The sequence below is a fragment of the Streptomyces sp. NPDC014656 genome (genome assembly GCF_043084305.1).
Taxonomy (GTDB): Bacteria; Actinomycetota; Actinomycetes; order Streptomycetales; family Streptomycetaceae; genus Streptomyces.
In genome coordinates, this window is the sequence record NZ_JBIBZN010000019.1 from 32,304 (window position 1) to 47,625 (window position 15,322).

Consider the following 15,322-nt stretch of genomic DNA (forward strand, 5'->3'; position numbering starts at 1 on the left):
GAAGTGGGTACTTGAGCAGCTCAGAGCCCTGCCACAGCCTTGAACGCATGACAGCGAACCCCCTCCCCAAGCCCCCCGTCACCCTCCTCGGCCTCGGCGCGATGGGCACCGCCCTCGCCCGCACCTGGCTCGCCGCCGGCCACCCGCTCACCGTCTGGAACCGCACCCCCGCCCGGGCCGAGGCCCTGACGGCGGAAGGCGCGAAGGCCGCCGCGACCCCCGCCGAAGCGGTCGCCGCGAGCCCCCTGGTGATCGTCTGCCTCCTGGACGACGCCTCGGTGGAGGACGCCCTCGGCGCCACCGACCTCACCGGCAAGGACCTCGTCAACCTGACCACGACGACCCCGGCCCAGGCCAGGACCCGGGCCGCCTGGGCCGGGGCCCGCGGCGCCCGCTACCTGGACGGCGGCATCATGGCCGTCCCCCCGATGATCGGCATCCCGGAGGCGGGCGGCTACGTCTTCTACAGCGGCGCCGAGGACGTCTTCAAGACCCACGCCCGGACCCTCGCCGTCCCGGTCGGCACCCGCTTCGTCGGCACCGACCCCGGCCACGCCGCCCTCCACGACGTGGCCCTGCTCAGCGCCATGTACGGCCTGTTCGCCGGCGCGGCCCACGCCTTCGCCCTGATCCGCGAGGAGGACATCGACCCGGTCGCCTTCGCCCCGCTGCTCACGGAGTGGCTCACGGCCATGACCGCCCCGCACGTCGCCCAGACCGCCGACCAGCTGAAGACCGGCGACTACACCACGAACGTCGTCTCCAACCTCGGCATGCAGACGGCCGGCACCCCCACCTTCCTCGCCACCGCCGCCGACCAGGGCGTGAGCCCCGAACTCCTCGCCCCCTACTTCGCCCTGATGCGCCGCCGCCTGACGGAAGGCGACCCGAAGGAGGACCTGACGGGCGTGGTGGACCTCCTCCTCCGCTGACCGGTCCCCTCGTGGCGCGGCAGGACCTCAGTCCTCGCCGTCGCCGCCCCCGTCGATGACGGTCAGCCCGGTGTACGGGTCGCGGCTGTCGGCGGGGATGTTCTGGATGGCCCGGCCCTGGGCGGCGCCGTTGCCGTTGAAGACGAAGTCGGGGCGGAGGCGCCAGTCGCGGCCGTCGGGGTAGATGAAACCGGCTTCGGCGAGCTGCTTGAGGGCTCGCGAGACGGACGACTGGGACATGCCCACCTGCTCGGCGAACTTCGTCTGGTTCTCCACCCGCACCAGGCCGTGGTCCTTGCGGTTCTGGATGGCGCACATCTTGTGGAACAGCTTGTACGAAGCCGCGCTGAGATCGGCGTCTGCGAGCGCCAGGTGTGCCGCGTATCCCATGGTGGTGAACCCTCCTCCTCTGAACCAGAGGGCCACCGTGGCCGACACCGACGAGTGGACGGTGAGGTCGTTCACCTCACCGGTCGACCGGTTGACGGTCTTGATCAGGGTGACCCTTCGGCCTGTACGCACAGACTACCCCCATGGTTGAAAGGAGCCATTCAGAATTGAATACCGCCCTCGATTCTACCCAATTTTGGGTTGCCACACCCAATCTTAGGTAACATTCCTCGTGAAACCGCAGGTCAGCGAGCCACCGGGCCCGCTCCGTCTTAAGCAGGTAAGGCCGCCCCCCACGCAGGCGCGCCCCCCGCCCACCCCCGCCGCGCGGATCCCTCCGCCGTCGCGGGCCGGGGGCCGTGTCTTCGAGGGAGGCGTGGCCGGGGCCGGTGGGGGCCGTTGGGGGCCACGTGGCGGACGACCGGTCGGCTCTCCCGCCGTCGTGGCCGCTTGTCCGGGGCCGGGGTCGAAACGGGTCGGGGGCGGTCGCGGCGGTCGGTCGCGTACGGCGCCGGCGCCGGCGCGCACGCGGGGTCGCCCGCCCGGTGCGTACGGGCTCCGCTCCACCCCGCACCGCTCCCGCGGGTCCGCGCTCCGCGCCCCGCCTCGGCCGGTGCGGGTCCCACCGGCGGGCGGCCCGGGCGGCGGCACCAAGACGGCCCCGGATCCGTGACGGCGGTGATTCGGTTCCGTTAATCGGTGACGACCCCTCCTCCTGAGGGGTCTTCCCGTGGCACACTCGCGGCGATCGTTCCCCCAGGCGGTCCGTACACCCCCAACGGAACCACGCGAACCATGCGGCACACCCCCCGCATGTGAGCGAAGGGATCGCACTACGTGAAGAAGATTGTCGTGGGCATGACCCTCGGGTCGGCGCTCACCGCACTCCTCGCGGCGGGGCTCACCCCCGCCGTCGCACAGGAGGCCGGGGACTCCGCTCCGTCCGGCACCAGCGGCACGCACCGGCCGGACAACCGGCCCGGGCCGCTCACCAAGCAGCGCACCGAGCTGCGCGAGAAGGCGATCGACCTGGTCGCCAAGGGCAAGGCGAAGGCGAACGCCCGGGGCGTCGTCGAGGTCGCGCCCGGCAAGTTCGCCGAGACCGAGACGACCACCGCCGTGCGGCAGGAGAAGATCCTCACGATCCTCTCCGAGTTCGGCGACCAGGGCTCCGGCAAGCTCGGCACCGTGCCCGGGCCGCTGCACAACCAGATAGCCCAGCCGGACCGGGCCACGGACAACTCCAACGCCTGGACCGCCGACTTCGACAAGGCCTACTACGAGAACCTCTTCAACGGCCCGGGCGAGTCGATGAAGACGTACTACGAGAAGCTGTCGAACGGCGCCTACTCCGTCTCCAACGTCGTCGAGGACTGGGTCAGGGTCCCCGGCAACGCCTCCACCTACGGCGACAACGCCGTGGAGGACAACGGCGGTTCGTGGGCCTTCATCCAGGACACCGGCGACGCCTGGTGGGACGCGCAGCTCGCGGCCGGCAAGACGCCCGCCGAGATCGACGCGTACCTGGCGCAGTTCGACGTCTGGGACCGCAACGACTGGGACCACGACGGGAACTTCGACGAGGCCGACGGCTACATCGACCACTTCCAGGCCGTCCACGCCGGCATGGGCGAGGACGCCGGCGGCGGCGCCCAGGGCGAGGACGCCATCTGGTCGCACCGCTGGTACGTCAACGGCGACGACTACGGGCTGACCGGGCCCGACGTCGCCGGTACGCAGAACAAGGCCGGCGGCGCCCGCATCGGCCAGTCGAAGTACTGGCTCGGCGACTACACCACCGAGGGCGAGAACGGCGGACTCGGCGTCTTCTGCCACGAGTTCGGCCACGACCTCGGCCTGCCGGACTACTACGACACCGACGGCGGCGAGAACTCCACCGCCTTCTGGACGCTGATGAGCTCCGGCTCCTGGCTCGGCCACGGCGCCGCCGCGAACGCGGGCATCGGCACCCACCCGGGCCTGATGGGCGCCGAGGAGAAGCTCTTCCTCGGCTGGCTGGACTACGTCGACGCCCCGCTCGGCGCCACCGGCAGCTACACCCTGAGCCCCGCCGCCCTCCAGCAGGCCGGCAAGGCGCAGGCCGTCCGCGTCGCGCTCCCCGACAAGGCCGCCAGCACCACCTACGCCACCCCGACCTCCGGCGCGAACGCCTGGTGGACCGGCTCGGCCGACGGCCTCAACCAGTCGCTCACCCGCTCCGTCCCGGCCGCCCCGCGCGTCACCGTGAAGGCGAGCGCCTGGTACGAGATCGAGGCGGACTTCGACTACCTCTTCGCCGAGTACTCCCTCGACGGCGGCGCCACCTGGGCCCGCGCCGGCGAGGCCGTCGACGGCTCCTCTGCGGGCAAGTGGACGACCCTGCGGTTCTCGTACGACGCCGCGGGACAGCCGTCCCTCTTCCGCTTCCGCTACCAGACGGACGGCGGCGTGCACCTCGCCGGCGCCCTCCTGGACGACATCTCGCTGTCCAGCGGCGGCACGACCCTGGTGACGGACGACGTCGAGCAGGGCGCCGGCGGCTGGACCGCGCAGGGCCGCTGGAAGGTCTCCACCGGCACCGAGTCCGCCACCTACCCGCGCTACTACCTGGTGGAGAACCGCGAGTACGTCGGCGCCGACGCGCTCCTCGCCGAGGGCCCGTACCAGTTCAGCAAGCCGCTGACCGCCCCCGACTGGGTCGAGTACTTCACGTACCAGAACGGCATGCTCGTCTGGTACGTCGACCGGTCCTTCGACGACAACAACGTCAGCAACCACCCCGGCGGCGGCTCGGCCATGGCCGTCGACGCCCGCCCGACGCCGTTCACGTACCCGAACGGCGCCGCGCCCAGCAACCGCCGCCAGCCCTTCGACGCCACCTTCGGCCTGGAGGCCACGGACGCCACCTGCCTCCACACCGAGGTCCTGGCCGGCAAGGGCAAGCAGCAGACCGTCGAGACCCTCGCCGCCTGCGCCCCGTCGGTGCCGGGCATCCCGGTCTTCGACGACACGGACCCGAACGCCTACTACGACGCCTCGGCGCCGCAGGCCAGCGTCAAGGTCGCCGGGCACGGCGTGAAGGTCACCGTCACCGGCGACGCCGGCGACGACCTGACGATCAGCGTGGCCAACCCGGCCGCGCGCTGATCGTCAGCCGCTCCACCCCTGATCCACCACTGATCCACCCCTGAGAGGGCGGTACGGGACGGGCTCAGCCCTCCCGTACCGCCCTCGCCAGTTCCGCGAGCAGCGCGACCACCCCGGACGGGCCCGCCACCGCGAGGTCGGCGCGGTCGGCGAGCTCCGGGACCTCGGCGGAGCCGGAGCAGACCAGGAGGCCCGGGAGGCCGTCGCCGCGCAGCTTCTCGACGGCGGCGAAGGCCGGCAGGTCGCCGAGGTCGTCGCCCGCGTAGAGGACGGAGCCCGCGCCCTTCTCCCGTACGAACTCCGCCAGCGCCACGCCCTTGTCCATGCCCGGCGGCCGCAGCTCCAGGACCAGCCGGCCCGGCTCCAGGACCAGGCCGTGGGCGGCGGCCAGGTCGCCGAGCGGGTCCTTCAGCGCCTCGAAGGCGCCCTGCGGGTCGCGGGCGCGGCGGGTGTGGACGGCGACCGCGCGGCCCTTCTCCTCGATCCAGACGCCGGACCAGGCGCCGTGCCGGTCGAGGAAGCCGGGGAGCTCGGCGCGGACCGAGGCGACGCCCGGGTGCGGGGCGGCGGCCGTGACGGTGCCGGTGACGGCGTCCCAGCGCTCGGCGCCGTAGTGGCCGAGGACGGTGAGGTGCTCCAGGCCGGGCACCCCGGCGAGGCCGCCGTGGCGGACGGCGACCCCGGCGGGCCGGCCGGTCACGACGACGACGGCGGCCAGGTGCGGGGCGAGGGCGGCGAGCGCGGGAACGGCGCCGGGATGGGCGCGGGCCCGCTCGGGGTCCGGGACGATCTCGGCGAGCGTCCCGTCGAAGTCGAGGGCGACGACGGCCTCGGAAGGACGCGCGAGGAGCGCGTCCAGGCCGTCGCGGCCGGCGGGTGTGGCCGGGTGCGGAAGGCTGCTGACCATGGGACCGACCCTACCGACGCGGGCGCGCCGCGTCAGCGTGGCCGGGCTCACCCCCGAAGCCGCCCCGCGGAGGGTCCGCCTCCGGCGCCGCCTGGCGGAGGGGTCACCTCCGGCGCTCCCGCTCCTCCCGCACCCGTCGCAGGCGGTTGACCGTGACGGGGTCGTGGGCGAGGGCGCGGGGGTCGTCGAGGAGGGCGTTGAGGAGCTGGTAGTAGCGGGTCGGCGAGAGGCCGAGGCCCTCGCGGACGGCCCGCTCCTTGGCGCCGGGGCCGGGCCAGGAGCGGCGCTCGACCGCGAGCACGGCCCGCTCCCGCTCACCGAGCCCACCGCCGTCTCCGTCGCTGCCGTCCCCCGGGGTCCCGGGCTCCTCCGGCTCCTCCGGCTCCTTCGGCGTCCCGGGCCCCTCCGGCCCCTCCGGCGTCTCTTCGGTCATACGACCAACCTATTACCCGGCGGTCTACTCCGCCGCCTCCGCCGCCGTCGCCGTGCGGGCGATGGCGCCGAGCACGTCGGCCGGGCGGCCGGAGGGGGTGACGGCCTTGCCGATGTCCTGCTTGATGGTCTCGCTGACCTTGGCCCAGGAGGTCTTGCCGACCGGCGGCAGCTGGGCGGTGGGCAGTGCCTTCAGGAACTCGCGCAGACCGGCGTGCTCGGTCGCGGTCTCCATGCGGGCGGAGGCGCTGACGGTGACGGGCAGCAGGTCGTTGTCGCCGGCGAACTTCAGCACGTTGTCGTCGCTGAAGACGAAGTCGAGGAAGGTGCCTATCTCCTCGCGGTGCCCGTTCTGCTTGAAGCCCATGATCCAGTCGGCGACGCCCATGGAGGCCCTGGCCGGGCCGTCGACGCCGGGCAGCGGGGCCTGGCCGACCTTGACGCCCTGCTTGGCGGCCTCCTGGACGAGGGACGGGTGGCCGTTGAGCATGCCGACCTCGCCGCGCGCGAAGGCGGCGAAGGCGGCCTTGCGGTTGAGCTTGCCGGGGGCGACGGGGCCGGTGAGGCCCTGGCCGACCAGCTCGTCCTTGAGCCAGGTGAAGGTCTCGGTGTTGGCCTCGGAGGCGATGGCGTACCGGTCGGAGTCGTCGGTCCAGCCGCCGCCGCCGGCGAGCAGCCACATCAGCGACTCGGCCTGCGCCTCCTCCGGGCCGAGGGGGAGCGCGAAGGGGGTGCGGACGCCCTCCTCCTTGAGCTTCTTCGCGGCCTCGGCCAGCTCGTCCCAGGTGGTGGGGGGCTTGATCCCGGCCTCGTCGAACAGCTCGGCGTTGTAGAAGAGCGGGCGGGTGGAGGCGACGAAGGGCAGACCGTACTGGGTGCGGTCGTTCTCACCGGCCTCGGCGAGCGCCGGGAGGAAGTTGGCCTGCACGGGGATGCTGAGGAGGTCGTCGGCCGAGTAGAGCTGTCCGGCGGCCGCGTAGTCGGCGTAGGCGCCGATCTGGGCGACGTCGGGGGCCTGGCCGGCCTTCACCATCTCGGCGACCTTGCGGTCGACGTCGTCCCAGGACTCGACCTGGACCTGGACCTTGATGCCCGGGTGTCCGGCCTGGAAGGCGGCGACGAGGTCGTCCCAGTACTTCTTGGTGGTGTTGCCGCCCGTGAGGTCGTAGTCGGCGGCGACCAGGCGCAGGGTCACGTCGCCGCCGTCACCCCCGAGGGTGCCGCAGCCGGCGACCGTGGCGGTCAGGCCCAGGGCGGCGGCGGCCGCGGTCAGTCCAAGGAATCGTCGCCGCTCCACGGCTTCATCCACCTTTTGCTCGTCATTGAGCAGCAGTGAGCTGCACATTCACAGGGTCGGGGGTCGAAAGTCTCCCCCAGTGTCGAACTAGAGGTCTACACCAGTCGGGTATCACTTCCGCAACTCCCGGGCGACCTTCGCCACAAACCCCCCACACCACCGGCCCGAATTTGTATCCGAGCGCAACAATCCTCGGCAGTGGACTAGACCTTTAGGCCGGTCTCGCGCGAGGATGTCCCCCGTGAGACACGTCATCGCCCTGGATGTGGGCGGCACCGGCATGAAGGCCGCCCTCGTCGGGGCGGACGGCACCCTGCTCCACGAGGCCCGCCGCGCCACCGGGCGCGACCGCGGCGCGGAAGCCGTCGTCGAGACGATCCTCGCCTTCGCCGAGGACCTGCGCGCCCTCGGCGAGGAGCGGTACGGAGAGCCCGCCGCGGCCGCCGGAGTCGCCGTCCCCGGCATCGTCGACGCCGACCGCGGCATCGCCGTCTACGCCGCCAACCTCGGCTGGCGCGACCTCCCGCTCCGCGCCCTCCTCAGCGAGCGCCTCGGCGGCCTCCCCGTCGCCCTCGGCCACGACGTGCGCACCGGCGGCCTCGCCGAGGGCCGCATCGGCGCCGGCAACGGCGCCGACCGCTTCCTCTTCGTGCCCCTCGGCACCGGCATCGCCGGCGCCATCGGCATCGGAGACCGCATCGAGGCCGGCGCCCACGGCTACGCCGGCGAGATCGGCCACATCGTCGTCCGCCCCGGCGGCACCGACTGCGGCTGCGGCCAGCGCGGCTGCCTGGAGCGGTACGCCTCCGCCTCCGCCGTCTCCCTCGCCTGGGCCGAGGCCTCCGGCGACCCCGAAGCGGACGCCGCCGACTGCGCCAAGGCGGTCGAGTCCGGCGACCCCACCGCCGTACGGATCTGGCAGGAGGCGGTGGACGCGCTCGCCGACGGACTGGTCACCGCCCTCACCCTGCTGGACCCCCGCACGCTCATCATCGGTGGCGGACTGGCCGAGGCGGGGGAAACCTTGTTCACACCCCTTCGGGCCGCGGTGGAGGCACGCGTGACCTTCCAGAAGCTGCCCGTCATCGTGCCGGCGGCCCTCGGGGACACCGCCGGATGCCTGGGCGCGGGCCTCCTCGCCTGGGACCTGCTCGCCGACCAGCGCCCCACCGACCCGGAGGTTTCCGCCTGATGTCCGATCACAAGGTTCTCGCCGGCGCACGCGTCGTGCTGCCCACCGGGATCGTCGAGAACGGACGCGTGATCGTCGACGGCGCCCGCATCGCGGGCAGCACCCCCGAGGACGCCCCGGTGCTCGACCTCACCGGCCACTGGCTGGTGCCCGGCTTCGTCGACATGCACAACCACGGCGGCGGCGGCGCCTCCTTCACCTCCGGCACCGTCGAGGACGTCCTCAAGGGCGTCCACACCCACCGGCTGCACGGCACCACCACCGTCGTCGCCTCCTTCGTCACCGGCGACATGGACTTCCTCACCGCTCGGGCCGGCCTGCTCTCCGAGCTCGCCGAGCAGGGCGAGATCGCCGGCCTCCACTTCGAGGGCCCGTTCATCTCCCCCTGCCGCAAGGGCGCCCACGACGAGACCCTGCTGCGCGACCCGCACCCGGCCGACGTCCTCAAGCTGATCGACGCCGCCCGCGGCCAGGCCCGGATGGTCACCCTCGCCACCGAGCTGCCCGGCGGCATCGACTCCGTGCGCCTCCTCGCCGAACACGGCGTCATCGCCGCCATCGGCCACACCGACGCCAGCTACGAGCAGACCGTCGAGGCCATCGACGCGGGCGCCACCGTCGCCACCCACCTCTACAACGCGATGCCCGGCCTCGGCCACCGCGCGCCGGGCCCGATCGCCGCCCTCCTGGAGGACGAGCGGATCACCGTCGAGCTGATCAACGACGGCACCCACCTCCACCCGGCCGCCCTGGAGCTGGCCTTCCACCACGCGGGCCCCGAGCGGGTCGCCTTCATCACCGACGCCATGGACGCCGCCGGCTTCGGCGACGGCCGCTACATGCTCGGCCCGCTGGAGGTCGAGGTGAAGGACAGCGTGGCCCGCCTCGTCGAGGGCGGCTCCATCGCCGGCTCCACCCTCACCCTGGACCGCGCCTTCAAGCGCGCCGCCACGGTCGACGGCCTCCCCGTCGAGTCCGTCGTCCAGGCGATCTCCGCCAACCCGGCCCGCCTCCTCGGCGTCTACGACCGGGTCGGCTCCCTGGAGCCCGGCAAGGACGCCGACATGGTCGTCCTCGACGCCGCCTTCGACGTCAAGGGCGTCATGCGCAAGGGCGAGTGGATCGTCGCCCCGCAGGGCGTCCCCGTCCGGGTGCCGCAGAACGCCTGATCGGGGCGAAAGGGACGGCGAACCGCCCGGGGTCTGGGCCGATCGCCGTTCCTTTGGCATGATCGCGCCTGTCCCACAGGTCTTACCGGAGGCAGGGGGGTGGACAGGTGATTCTCACGGTCACCCTCAACACGGCGCTGGACCTCACCTACGAGGTCCCCGCGCTGATCCCGCACACCAGCCACCGGGTCGCGCGCAGCGCCGAGCGCCCCGGCGGCAAGGGCGTCAACGTCGCCCGGGTGCTCGCCGCCCTCGGCCACGAGACGGTCGTCACCGGCTTCGCCGGCGGCCCCACCGGGGACCGGCTCCGCGAGCTCCTCGCCCCGCTCCCCCGGCTGACCGACGCGCTCGTCCGCACCGAGGCGGCCACCCGCCGCACGCTCGCCGTCGTCGACACCGGCGCGGGCGACACCACCCAGCTCAACGAGACCGGGGCCCTCGTCGCCCCGGACGAGTGGACGGCCTTCCGCGCCCGGTACGCGGAGCTGCTGACCGGCGCCGAGGCCGTCGCCCTCTGCGGCAGCCTCCCGCCGGGCGTCCACGTCGGCGCCTACGCGGACCTGATCCGTACGGCCCGGGCGGCGGGCGTCCCGGTCCTCCTCGACACCGGCGGCGAACCGCTCCGCCGGGGCATCGCCGCCCGCCCCGACCTGGTGAAGCCCAACGCCGACGAGCTGGCCGGCCTCACCGGCTCCCGCGACCCGCGCCGCGCCACCCAGGACGCCCGCCGCAGGGGCGCCCACACGGTCGTCACGTCCCTGGGCCCGGACGGCCTGCTGGCCGCCACCCCGGACGGCCTCTGGCGGGCGGCGCCCCCGGCCCCGGTCCACGGCAACCCGACCGGAGCCGGCGACTCCGTGGTCGCCGCGCTCCTGGCGGGCCTGGTCGGGTCCACTCCCTGGCCGGACCGCCTGGCCCACGCCGTGGCGCTCTCGGCCGCCACGGTCGCCTCCCCGGTGGCCGGCGAGTACGACCCCGGGGTCCTCTCGGACCTCCTCCCGAAGGTGACGGTCACGGAGGAGACGGCCTGACGGGCGGACGGATCCGCGCTACCCGCCCTTCGGCGGGGTGACCTCCAGCCAGTCCAGCAGCACGTCGCACTGGTTTCCGGCCTCGCACGAGATCTTGATCTCGTTCTCGCCCTTCTGGAGCTCCACCTGGGCCCAGGTGGTCTGCCAGTTCTTCTCCAGGTTCGGGTCCGAGGACTTGATGAAGTTCTTCAGCCCGATCGGCAGCGTGTTCGGCTTGCCGTTGATGGTCAGCGTGGCGAAGGCGTCGACCGCCGGGATCGCGTACCGGACCTGGAGGGCGTACGTACCGCCCGCGGGCATGGTCGCCTTCCAGGTGACCGAGGAGCCCTGGGCGTTGAAGCCCGCCACGTAGGCGCCGTCCGCGCCCTCGGCGCCCTTGACGTCCTTGGCGAGGGTGGCGCTGCCGCCGAGCGTGAGCGTCGCCGCGTCCTGCTTGGGCAGCTCCGCCTTGGTGGGCTCGGTGGTCGGCTCGGTGGAGGAGGACGGCTCCTGGCTGGGCGTGGCCGGGGCCGAGACGGTCGGGGTGCCGCCCGCCGTCTGCTCCTTCTCGCCGTTCTGGTTGCCGATGATCGCCGCCGCGATGCCCGCGACGACGACCGCGACGACCGCGACCGCGCCGATCAGCAGGCCCTTGGCGTTGGGCCCGCGCCCGCCGCCGCGCTGCCGCGGCGCGGGGGTCGCCCGGGTCGGCTGCTGGCCGCCGTACGTCTCCGGCGCCGCGTACTGCGGGTGGGGCTGGCCGTACGGCGCCTGCTGCTGCGGCGGCACGTAGGGCTGGGCCGGCGGCTGGCCGTACTGGCGCTCGCCGACCGTCCTGACCTGGTTGTACGAGGTGCGCGGCACACCCGGCTGCGCGGGCCCGGGGCCCGGGTAGCCGTAGCCCCCGCCCTGGGATGCGCGGCCAGCCGCCGCCTGTCCGTCCGCGTACAGATAGCCGAACGGATCGTCGTCCTCGGGCTTGTTCGCGCCGTCGTTACCGGCAGCCATCCGGGTCACCTCTCCATGCTCGCCAGCCGTCGCCGACCCGGCGAGCCTACCCCGAACGAATGAAGCCGCCGTGCCGGGAACGATCATCCGGCCCGGCGCTGCACCTTGGCACGGGACCGTTTCTCCACGTACATCCGCTGGTCGGCGGAGTTCAGGACCTCTTCGACGGTCATCCCGCATTCGGCCCAGCCGATGCCGAAACTGGCCCCGACGCGGACCGCCCGGCCGTCCACCCGGATGGGCGGGATGATCGCGTTCCGCAGCCGGACCGCGAGGTCGGCGGCGTCGGCGGCGCCCAGGCCGTCGGCGAGGACGACGAACTCGTCACCGCCCAGACGGGCGACCGTGTCGCCGTCGCGGACGCCGGTGGTGAGCCGGCGGGCGACCTCGATGAGGACGGCGTCGCCGGTGTGGTGCCCGAAGCGGTCGTTGATCGACTTGAAGCCGTCGAGGTCGCAGAAGAGGACGGCGAGCCCCTTGGTGCCGTCGTCGGTGTCGCCGCCGGTCGGCGCGACCGTGTGCACGTGGTGGTCGTACGTCCCGCCGCCGGCCGGTTCGAAGCCGAAGCCGTGCTCGTGCTCGTGGCCGTACTCGTAGCCCCCGTCGTGGGCCGCGGGCAGCGGGTCGGGGTCGTAGGCGAAGCCGGCGTCGGGGCCGGGGCCCTGGTAGGCGCCGGTGTGCGCGGGGCGCTCGCAGAGCCGGGCGGAGAGCCGGGAGCGCAGCTCGGCGCTGTTGGGCAGGCCGGTGAGGGCGTCGTGGGAGGCGCGGTGGGCGAGCTGGAGCTCGTGCCGCTTGCGCTCCTCGATGTCCTCGACGTGGGTGAGGAGGAAGCGGGGGCCGTCGGCGGTGTCGGCGACCACCGAGTTCCGCAGCGAGACCCAGACGTAGGTGCCGTCGCGCCGGCCGAGCCGCAGCTCGGCCCGGCCGCCCTCGGCGGAGGTGCGGAGCAGGGTGCCGATGTCCTCGGGGTGGACGAGGTCGGCGAAGGAGTAGCGGCGCATCACGGAGGCGGGGCGGCCGAGGAGCCGGCAGAGGGCGTCGTTGGTGCGCAGGAGCCGGCCGTGCTGGTCGCCGCCGAGTTCGGCGATGGCCATGCCGGAGGGGGCGTACTCGAAGGCCTGGCGGAAGGATTCCTCGCTGGCGCGGAGGGCCTGCTGCTCGCGCTCCAGGCGGATGAGGGCGCGCTGCATGTTGGAGCGGAGCCGGGCGTTGCTGATCGCGATGGCGGACTGGGAGGCGTACATCTGGAGGGCTTCCTGCCCCCAGGGTCCCGGGTGCCGGCCGTTGCGCGGGCGGTCGACGGATATGACGCCGAGGAGCTCCCGGCCGGTGCCGGAGGCGTACATGGGGGCGTAGAGGCGGTCGTGGGGGTGCCACTCGTCCTCGAAGCGGGGGGCGGGGCCGTCGGTGTGCCACTGGGGGACGTCGTCGTCCATCAGGACCCAGCCCTCGGTGTGCGGTATGAACCGCAGGTCGCCCCAGTGGAGGGCCATGGTGAGGCGGCGCTCCCAGGCGTCGCGGGAGCCGACGCGGCCGGTGATGAGGGCTTCGGCGGCGGGGTCTCCGGCGAAGGCGGCGACGACCAGGTCACCGTCGGGCCGGACCAGGTTCACGCAGGCCAGCTGGTAGTTGAGGCCGGCGACGACGCCGTCGGCGACGGTCTGCAGGGTGTCCGCGAGGCTGCGGGCGGTGTTGAGGTCCGCCACGACCTGATGCAGCTGCCGCAGGGTCGAGAGACGGACGTAAGGCTCCGACTCGGTCTCCATCGCTCGCTCTCCCCGAGACCTCGACAGCAACTCCAGGATTCTCATCGGCTTCGTACCGCACTGTCCCCGCCACTGAATCACAGCGAGCTGCGCACCCGGTACACAGGGTCAGCAAATAGTGCTCTCTGTGACTCAAGTCACAGCATTTCATGGCGGGATCCGGTGGGTCGACGGTGACCGGAGGGGACGGCCGTGCCCCCTACCGGCCGGGGGTACGCGGGGGGGGCGGCAGAGGTACGGATCGGGGGCGGCGGTCCGGCCGGCGCGCGCCTCCGGGGCGGCGGTCCTAGGACCCGCGCCGGGCGCCGGTCTGGTCCCCCGGTCCGATGCGGCCCGCCGGAGGCCGGGGCTAGCGTGCCGGTGTGCTCCAGAAGACCCCGACCTCGCCGCCCGTCACGGACCTCGCCATCCCTCATGCTGAGGGGGTGAGCGACGACGAGTTCCGGGCGGCCATGTCCCGCCTCGCGGCCGGTGTGGTCCTGGTGACCGCGCACGACCCCGACGACGGCCCGCGCGGCGAGGACGTCGGCATGACGGCCACCGCTTTCCTCTCCGTCTCGCTGGACCCGCCGCTGGTGCTGGTGAGCCTGCGCAACGGCTCGCGCATGGACGACCTCCTGGAGGAGGTGCCGGTCTGGGCGGTGTCGGTGCTGGCCGAGAACCAGCGGCACGTCGCCGGCCGCTTCGCCATGAAGGGCCGCGTCTCCGACCGCCTCCTCTTCGCCGACCTGCCGTCCACCCGCGGCGAGGAGAGCGGGGCCCCGCTGCTCGACGGGGCGCTCGCCACCCTGGAGTGCCGCACGGAGAGCCGGGTGGTCGCGGGCGACCACACCCTGGTCGTCGGCCGCGTCCTGAAGGTCGGCCTCCCCGCCCCGGACGGGGACCCCCTCACGTACTTCCGCGGCAAGTACCGCCGCCTGGGCTGACCGGCGGGGCGGCTCAGCCCCAGTCGCGGCCCTGGCGGCCGCGCTTGGTCTCGGCCCGCTGCTTCTTCTCGCGGAGGCGGCGTTCGTTGATGCCGCGCGGGATGCGGGTGGCCTTGCGGGGCTTCGGCGGCGGGGCCGTCGCCTCGGCGAGGAGCGCGGCGAGGCGGACGGCGGCCGTCTCGCGGTTGCGCCACTGGGAGCGGTGCTCCGAGGCCCGTACGGTCAGCACGCCGTCCACCAGCCGGGAGGCGAGCCGTTCCAGGGCGCGGGACTTCCACACCTCGGGCAGGGCCCCGGTCGCCGCGAGGTCGAAGAGCAGCTCGACACGGGAGTCGGAGGTGTTCACATGCTGGCCGCCGGGACCCGAGGAGCGCGAGAATCGCCACTGGAGCTCGGCCTCGGGGAGCGAGACGGAGCCGCGGATCTGATACGGACCTGACATGCCTCCATGTTCCCCGGGACGGGCACGGACCGTCATCCTGTTTTCGCGTTCGGGAACCGTGGGGCGCCGTTCCGCGTTTCTCCGGGCGAAGACAGCGTGTGAACCACGATGAAAGGGACTTCCCATGGCAGTGAGCCTCTCCAAGGGCGGCAACGTCTCCCTGACCAAGGAGGCGCCGGGCCTGACCGCCGTCACCGTGGGCCTCGGCTGGGACGTCCGCACGACGACCGGCACCGACTTCGACCTGGACGCCTCCGCGATCGGCGTCGACGCCGCCGGCAAGGTCGCCTCGGACGCCCACTTCGTCTTCTTCAACAACAAGTCGACCCCGGACCAGACCATCGTCCACACGGGTGACAACCGCACCGGTGAGGGCGGCGGCGACGACGAGCAGATCAACGTCAACCTCGCGGGCCTCCCGGCCACCGTCGACAAGATCGTCTTCCCGGTCTCCATCTACGACGCGGTCTCCCGCTCGCAGAACTTCGGCCAGGTCCGCAACGCGTACATCCGCATCGTGAACCAGGCCGGCGGCGCCGAGATCGCCCGCTACGACCTCTCCGAGGACGCCGCCGTCGAGACCGCCATGGTCTTCGGCGAGCTGTACCGCAACGGCGCCGAGTGGAAGTTCCGCGCGGTCGGCCAGGGCTACGCCTCCGGCCTGGAGGGCATCGCCCGCGACTTCGGCGTGAACCTCTGACGGT

14 protein-coding genes are annotated in these 15,322 nt (G+C 73.2%); 7 read left to right on the forward strand and 7 right to left on the reverse strand.

The features are described 5' to 3' along the window. The first annotated feature begins 47 nt into the window (after window positions 1-47). The gene (locus ACF1ED_RS32280) at window positions 48-932 is read left to right on the forward strand and encodes an NAD(P)-dependent oxidoreductase (RefSeq protein WP_391766555.1); all 885 of its coding nucleotides are present in this window, start codon (window positions 48-50) and stop codon (window positions 930-932) included. A 27-nt stretch (window positions 933-959) separates the two neighbouring features. Here ACF1ED_RS32280 and ACF1ED_RS32285 read toward each other — a convergent pair whose 3' ends face one another. Next, entirely contained in the window at window positions 960-1,454 is a 495-nt protein-coding gene (locus tag ACF1ED_RS32285) for a MarR family transcriptional regulator (RefSeq protein WP_391766557.1), read from the reverse strand. A gap of 705 nt (window positions 1,455-2,159) precedes the next feature. On the opposite strand from ACF1ED_RS32285, the gene ACF1ED_RS32290 reads away from it, so the two are divergent. Continuing rightward, on the forward strand, window positions 2,160-4,469 hold the full coding sequence (locus ACF1ED_RS32290; RefSeq protein ID WP_391766559.1) for an immune inhibitor A domain-containing protein: 2,310 nt from the start codon (window positions 2,160-2,162) through the stop codon (window positions 4,467-4,469). Window positions 4,470-4,533: 64 nt separating this feature from the next. Here the strand turns inward: ACF1ED_RS32290 and otsB are convergent, their stop codons facing one another. The 3 genes from otsB to ACF1ED_RS32305 all read right to left on the reverse strand — a co-directional run bounded on the left by otsB (window position 4,534) and on the right by ACF1ED_RS32305 (window position 7,117). Then, complete coding sequence (gene otsB, locus ACF1ED_RS32295) at window positions 4,534-5,376, reverse strand: trehalose-phosphatase (RefSeq protein WP_391766561.1); 843 nt, start codon at window positions 5,374-5,376, stop codon at window positions 4,534-4,536. A gap of 103 nt (window positions 5,377-5,479) precedes the next feature. Next, window positions 5,480-5,809 carry a DUF3263 domain-containing protein gene (locus ACF1ED_RS32300; RefSeq protein ID WP_391766563.1) on the reverse strand — a complete coding sequence of 110 codons (330 nt, stop codon included), beginning with the start codon at window positions 5,807-5,809 and terminating at the stop codon, window positions 5,480-5,482. 24 nt (window positions 5,810-5,833) lie between these two features. Continuing rightward, window positions 5,834-7,117: an extracellular solute-binding protein gene (locus ACF1ED_RS32305; protein ID WP_391766565.1), complete on the reverse strand. Its 1,284-nt coding sequence runs from the start codon at window positions 7,115-7,117 to the stop codon at window positions 5,834-5,836. A 229-nt stretch (window positions 7,118-7,346) separates the two neighbouring features. Here ACF1ED_RS32305 and ACF1ED_RS32310 point away from each other — a divergent pair, with 229 nt between their 5' ends. From ACF1ED_RS32310 to ACF1ED_RS32320, 3 genes are all read left to right on the forward strand, one after another. Beyond that, entirely contained in the window at window positions 7,347-8,297 is a 951-nt protein-coding gene (locus tag ACF1ED_RS32310) for an ROK family protein (protein WP_391766567.1), read from the forward strand. Continuing rightward, window positions 8,297-9,466, forward strand: a complete 1,170-nt coding sequence (gene nagA / locus ACF1ED_RS32315) for an N-acetylglucosamine-6-phosphate deacetylase (protein WP_391766569.1) — start codon at window positions 8,297-8,299, stop codon at window positions 9,464-9,466. Before ACF1ED_RS32310 ends, nagA begins: the two co-directional genes overlap by 1 nt. Window positions 9,467-9,573: 107 nt before the next feature. Continuing rightward, complete coding sequence (locus ACF1ED_RS32320) at window positions 9,574-10,497, forward strand: 1-phosphofructokinase family hexose kinase (RefSeq protein ID WP_391766571.1); 924 nt, start codon at window positions 9,574-9,576, stop codon at window positions 10,495-10,497. A gap of 18 nt (window positions 10,498-10,515) precedes the next feature. Here ACF1ED_RS32320 and ACF1ED_RS32325 read toward each other — a convergent pair whose 3' ends face one another. Together ACF1ED_RS32325 and cdgB are read right to left on the reverse strand one after the other, a co-directional pair. After that, window positions 10,516-11,484 (reverse strand): CBM35 domain-containing protein, encoded by a 969-nt coding sequence (locus ACF1ED_RS32325; protein ID WP_391766573.1) that lies wholly within the window; start codon window positions 11,482-11,484, stop codon window positions 10,516-10,518. A gap of 83 nt (window positions 11,485-11,567) precedes the next feature. Further along, the gene (gene cdgB / locus ACF1ED_RS32330; protein ID WP_391766575.1) at window positions 11,568-13,250 is read right to left on the reverse strand and encodes a diguanylate cyclase CdgB; all 1,683 of its coding nucleotides are present in this window, start codon (window positions 13,248-13,250) and stop codon (window positions 11,568-11,570) included. A 362-nt stretch (window positions 13,251-13,612) separates the two neighbouring features. On the opposite strand from cdgB, the gene ACF1ED_RS32335 reads away from it, so the two are divergent. Further along, a complete protein-coding gene (locus ACF1ED_RS32335; protein ID WP_391766577.1) occupies window positions 13,613-14,176 on the forward strand; it encodes a flavin reductase family protein in 564 nt (187 codons plus the stop codon). 13 nt (window positions 14,177-14,189) lie between these two features. On the opposite strand, the gene arfB is transcribed toward ACF1ED_RS32335, so the two are convergent. Then, the gene (gene arfB / locus ACF1ED_RS32340) at window positions 14,190-14,618 is read right to left on the reverse strand and encodes an alternative ribosome rescue aminoacyl-tRNA hydrolase ArfB (protein WP_391766579.1); all 429 of its coding nucleotides are present in this window, start codon (window positions 14,616-14,618) and stop codon (window positions 14,190-14,192) included. 124 nt (window positions 14,619-14,742) lie between these two features. On the opposite strand from arfB, the gene ACF1ED_RS32345 reads away from it, so the two are divergent. Then, on the forward strand, window positions 14,743-15,318 hold the full coding sequence (locus ACF1ED_RS32345) for a TerD family protein (protein ID WP_043226150.1): 576 nt from the start codon (window positions 14,743-14,745) through the stop codon (window positions 15,316-15,318). Window positions 15,319-15,322 lie beyond the last annotated feature (4 nt).

Coding starts and splice junctions, on each gene's coding strand:
- ACF1ED_RS32280 (WP_391766555.1), top strand. CDS start 48: ATGACAGCGAACCCCCTCCCCAAGCCCCCCGTCACCCTCCTCGGCCTC.
- otsB (WP_391766561.1), bottom strand. CDS start 5,376: ATGGTCAGCAGCCTTCCGCACCCGGCCACACCCGCCGGCCGCGACGGC.
- ACF1ED_RS32300 (WP_391766563.1), bottom strand. CDS start 5,809: ATGACCGAAGAGACGCCGGAGGGGCCGGAGGGGCCCGGGACGCCGAAG.
- nagA (WP_391766569.1), top strand. CDS start 8,297: ATGTCCGATCACAAGGTTCTCGCCGGCGCACGCGTCGTGCTGCCCACC.
- ACF1ED_RS32325 (WP_391766573.1), bottom strand. CDS start 11,484: ATGGCTGCCGGTAACGACGGCGCGAACAAGCCCGAGGACGACGATCCG.
- cdgB (WP_391766575.1), bottom strand. CDS start 13,250: ATGGAGACCGAGTCGGAGCCTTACGTCCGTCTCTCGACCCTGCGGCAG.
- arfB (WP_391766579.1), bottom strand. CDS start 14,618: ATGTCAGGTCCGTATCAGATCCGCGGCTCCGTCTCGCTCCCCGAGGCC.
- ACF1ED_RS32345 (WP_043226150.1), top strand. CDS start 14,743: ATGGCAGTGAGCCTCTCCAAGGGCGGCAACGTCTCCCTGACCAAGGAG.